Consider the following 3543-nt stretch of genomic DNA (forward strand, 5'->3'; position numbering starts at 1 on the left):
AGAGCAAATAGCCCTATTGCGTCGTTAGATTCCTTTGGATTAACCAGTTAGTCCTGCAGAAATCTGCCTAGCACTAGAGCTATTTGCTCTTTGCTGAAGTTGGGGTTATTTATGGAGAGGTACTTATCTTTTTTATTGCCTCGGCACACATGGTCAAACCAAAGGTTGCCGTGACACCCATAAAACTGCCCTTCTCTTTTGTGAGAACTTCTTCGCTTGAGAAGATAACTTTATATTTTTTCTTAAAACCACGTTTTTTCAGTTCATAGCGAATTTTTGAACCAAACTTATCACCATAACTCTTCCAGATATCATCAACTTGTACTTTTGTAGGATCAAGCCGTTTTGCGCTACCAAAAGAGGAGATAAGTTTTTTGTAACATTTTTGCGCAAGAGCGAGTTTTGCATTTCTATCATCTATAGCATCAAGGACAATATCGTATGGTTCAAAGTCAAACGCAGCTACCCATGCATCATCTATACGTTTGTTAATGATCTTTAACTCAGGATAATGCTCTTTTAAAGCCTCAACTTTCACTTCATTTTCATGGAGTTCAGACCACATTTGACGATTTTGATTACTTGCATCATAGCTGTCAAAGTCTACTATTGTGATATTTTTAACACCACTTCTATAGAGACAGTCAAGACAAAAGCTTCCAACTCCTCCAACCCCTAAAAGTATAATGTTTGCATCTTCTAGCTTGTTGAAATCTTCTTTGAGGATTAATTTTATACGGTCATATTTACTCAAGTTAGTCTATCCACTCTTCTAAATTTTTCATACTATTATACGCACTCAAATCAAGCATAATAGGCGTAATAGAGATATATCCCGCCTCAATAGCTTCATAATCACTCAGACCATTTCCGTGACTGCGTTTAGAAAAGTTGAGTGGATGCAAACCAAGCCAATAGAACTCTTCACCTCTAGGATTACGGTGCAGATGTGAGTCATTTGCATAATGTCTATACCCAGCATAGGTTACCCTTATCTGTGCTTCTTCTTTGAGGGGAGGAATATTTACATTTAAAAATTCCCTATGAGGCAGAGGAAAAGAGCCTTCTCGTATCTTAGAGACAAGAGCTTTGATCGTTTTTTGTGCCAAGGCAAAGTTTCCACTCGGATCTGTAAAATCCATCACTTGTGAAATTGCAATGGAAGGAATATCATGCAAAACACCTTCCATCGCACCAGCGGCCGTGCCACTGTAAGTAATATCTTCACCCATATTTGAGCCACGGTTTATACCACTGATGAGTAAGTCTGGTTTTTCATCCTCAAACATCGTACTCAAAGAGAGGTAAACGCAGTCGCTAGGCGTTCCATCATCAAGCTTATAAAAGTCATCATCCACACTCACAAAACGCAAAGGACGCACTAAAGTCAAAGAGTGCCCACAAGCTGACTTTTCGTTTGCAGGTGCGACGACTGTCACTTCAACATCATCAAGCTCTTTTAAAGCTTCAACTAAAGCAAGTAGCCCATTTGCCTCATAGCCATCATCATTTGTTACTAAAATTTTATATTTTTTATTCATAATTGTATTTTACACTATCCCTTATAGTATTTTGCCAAAAAACTGTTGAGTTGGTTCGCAAAATTATGTGCATCTTTTTGTCCAAAAGGTTTTGGACCTTTAGTTATCTCCCCTGATTCCCGAATCTTATCCATCAAATCCCGCATGGCAAGATACTGTTTTATATTATCTTTTGTATACAGCTCACCTCTATGATCAATAGCATGAGCCTTTTTTGTAATCACTCTATCAGCTAAGGGAATATCAGCAGTTATAACTAAATCACCCGCTTGTAAAAGTTCCACTATTTTATCATCAGCTTCATCAGCACCAGCATCAACGATAATGTAACTCACAAAAGCACTTTTTCCTATGCTTATCTTTTTATTTGCAAGTACAAAAGTTTTTATACCAAGTCGCTCTATAGAGCGTAATATGATAGGTTTTAAAAGGTTAGGAAAGGCATCGCCGTCAATATATAAATTCATAAGCAAATCTTAGCAGAATTAATTAAAAAATATCTTTGTTGTGCCGATTTACAAACAAGATGAGGATTTATTATGAACACAACTTACGCACTGAGTAGTTACAGATCACACGACTTAAACATTAGCATGAAAACTTCTAGCGGTGATGTCATTAAGATGGATTTTTCAAACGAAACATCAACTGCAATGAACTACAACAAGGATGACACTTCTGAGTCTGCTTCCATGAGCTTCTCTTCTATGCAATCTTTTTCATACTCTGTTGACTCCAACGGCATTAGCAAACAAGATCAAAAAAGAGATAGACGCTTTTATGAAAAAAGCAAAACCTTTCATAGATGATTTTTTAAAAGAGCTTCAAGTTGATGCACCTAAATCCCCAGTGACAAAGCTCGCTCAAGAAATCGTCTCTATCTTTAGACAAAACGATCAAGAAGACAAACTCAATGATACAAATAAAAATAATTTTATAAAAACGAACATTGTAAAAATGTTCGACAACTCACTAGCAGAGCTTACAGTGCCAGAAAAAACAGAGCCTGTTAACGCTTTAGCAGATATCTTTAAAGAAGCTCAAAAACTTTTAGAAAAAACACTTAAAGAGTTTGACAAAGTAAACAAATCACTTTACGCTTAGGAACATATAGTGCTTTGGCACTGTCATGAAAACATTTTTACTTCTTTTATTTTTACATTTTTCTCTTTTTGCTCTTAGTTTTGAAGAGAATTATAAGCTGCTCAACCATGAGATTGACACGCTCTCACCACAACTCTCCACTGAAGAAAAAGTTGCACTCTACTATCTTGTTCTTGCAACGCATGATACTGTTACTTCTGCTTTAAGTGTGGATGAAAGCAAAGTCAATGAACTACAAAAAATGAAATCCAATACCTTGAGAATTCTTTCAAAGATAGATGATAGAAAGCTTACAAAACAATACCTTGAGATGTACACACAAGCCCAAAACTTGATAAAGCAAAAAGCAAAAAAACAAATATCTCCTTATAAATTACATGTACCTCAAGTAATTTACAAATATAAGTTAATTTATAAAGATAAAGTGCGCTACAAAGATAAAGTGATTTACCAAGACAAACTAAAAACCCAAATAAAAACGATACAACAAACAGACTATATTATTACAGCAGTTACTGCGTTTACAACGCTAGTTCTAGGTTTTTTTATAGGGTTTTTACTTTTTAAAAACAAAGATAAACTGATACAAGAGGTTCAACCTAAGACTCAAACGCAGCAAGATAGTGAAAAGTGTAAAAAATTAGAAGAGCAACTGCAAGAGAATGATTTTATACAAAAAAACATGCAAAATGAATATGAAAAATCTACAAAACAGCTCACACATGAAATCTCAACACTTAAAAATGAAAATACTTTACTTGCTAAAAAACTTACAGTTCAAGAAGAAACCCTAGAAGAGACGCTTCAAGCATATAACGATAAACTACAGGCACTACAAGAAGAAAAAAACAGACTTGACGCCATTATCATCACTCAAGAAAAAGTATCTAAACGCAGT

At 35.3% G+C, this 3543-nt stretch carries 6 protein-coding genes; 3 read left to right on the plus strand and 3 right to left on the minus strand.

Annotation, left to right across the window (positions count from 1 at the left end):
• Nucleotides 1-109: 109 nt before the first annotated feature.
• Genes MV052_RS01640 through MV052_RS01650 form a run of 3 tightly spaced genes read right to left on the minus strand, consistent with a single transcriptional unit; the run spans nt 110 to nt 2008 of the window.
• Nucleotides 110-754, minus strand: a complete 645-nt coding sequence (locus MV052_RS01640; protein WP_297440342.1) for a ThiF family adenylyltransferase — start codon at nt 752-754, stop codon at nt 110-112.
• Nucleotide 755: 1 nt separating this feature from the next.
• Nucleotides 756-1541, minus strand: a complete 786-nt coding sequence (gene surE, locus MV052_RS01645) for a 5'/3'-nucleotidase SurE (protein ID WP_297440344.1) — start codon at nt 1539-1541, stop codon at nt 756-758.
• A 14-nt stretch (nt 1542-1555) separates the two neighbouring features.
• On the minus strand, nt 1556-2008 hold the full coding sequence (locus MV052_RS01650; RefSeq protein ID WP_297440346.1) for a YaiI/YqxD family protein: 453 nt from the start codon (nt 2006-2008) through the stop codon (nt 1556-1558).
• Nucleotides 2009-2080: 72 nt separating this feature from the next.
• Between MV052_RS01650 and MV052_RS01655 the strand changes: the two genes are divergently transcribed.
• From MV052_RS01655 to MV052_RS01665, 3 genes are all read left to right on the plus strand, one after another.
• Nucleotides 2081-2350, plus strand: a complete 270-nt coding sequence (locus MV052_RS01655; protein WP_297440349.1) for a hypothetical protein — start codon at nt 2081-2083, stop codon at nt 2348-2350.
• Complete coding sequence (locus MV052_RS01660) at nt 2322-2645, plus strand: hypothetical protein (RefSeq protein WP_297440351.1); 324 nt, start codon at nt 2322-2324, stop codon at nt 2643-2645. Before MV052_RS01655 ends, MV052_RS01660 begins: the two co-directional genes overlap by 29 nt.
• Before the next feature lie 25 nt (nt 2646-2670).
• Nucleotides 2671-3543, plus strand: an 873-nt coding sequence (locus tag MV052_RS01665; RefSeq protein WP_297440353.1) for a hypothetical protein, incomplete at its 3' end; no start/stop codon positions are given.

The sequence above is a fragment of the Sulfurimonas sp. genome, assembly GCF_026988655.1.
Lineage (GTDB): Bacteria > Campylobacterota > Campylobacteria > Campylobacterales > Sulfurimonadaceae > Sulfurimonas.